At 41.6% G+C, this 387-nt stretch carries 1 protein-coding gene; it reads right to left on the bottom strand.

Going from position 1 to position 387, the window contains the following annotated elements:
- Nucleotides 1–53 precede the first annotated feature (53 nt).
- A partial coding sequence (locus J7R05_RS08955) for a putative dsRNA-binding protein (RefSeq protein WP_246468293.1) occupies nucleotides 54–387 on the bottom strand: 334 nt, incomplete at its 5' end.

Raw genomic sequence — 387 nt, forward strand, 5'->3', positions numbered from 1 at the left:
CAGCATTAGGCATCCCAATAAGTACAACAAAACCAGAACGCGTTTTAATAACGTCATTCATAATCACTTTTTTCCATTGTTTCCCATATACCCTCTCGTCGTAAAATTTTCTCAGCTGCTATTCTTTCGGCGTATCTTTTAGAACTTCCTTGCCCAATTTCTGGAGCAAAACCAGCAATGCTTACTTCTACCATAAAAACAGGAGCATGATCTGGACCGGAACGATTTATAACTCGATAATATGGTTGCGCATTGCCTTGCATATGAGCCCATTCCTGTAACTCTGTCTTGGCATCACGTCGACCAGCATCCATTTGTTTTGCCCGATTTTGCCAATATCTTTGAATAAAAGGTCGAACGCTCTCCAACCCCCCATCTAGATACATC

The organism is Bartonella capreoli (assembly GCF_902813205.1).
GTDB classification, from domain to species: Bacteria; Pseudomonadota; Alphaproteobacteria; order Rhizobiales; family Rhizobiaceae; genus Bartonella; species Bartonella schoenbuchensis.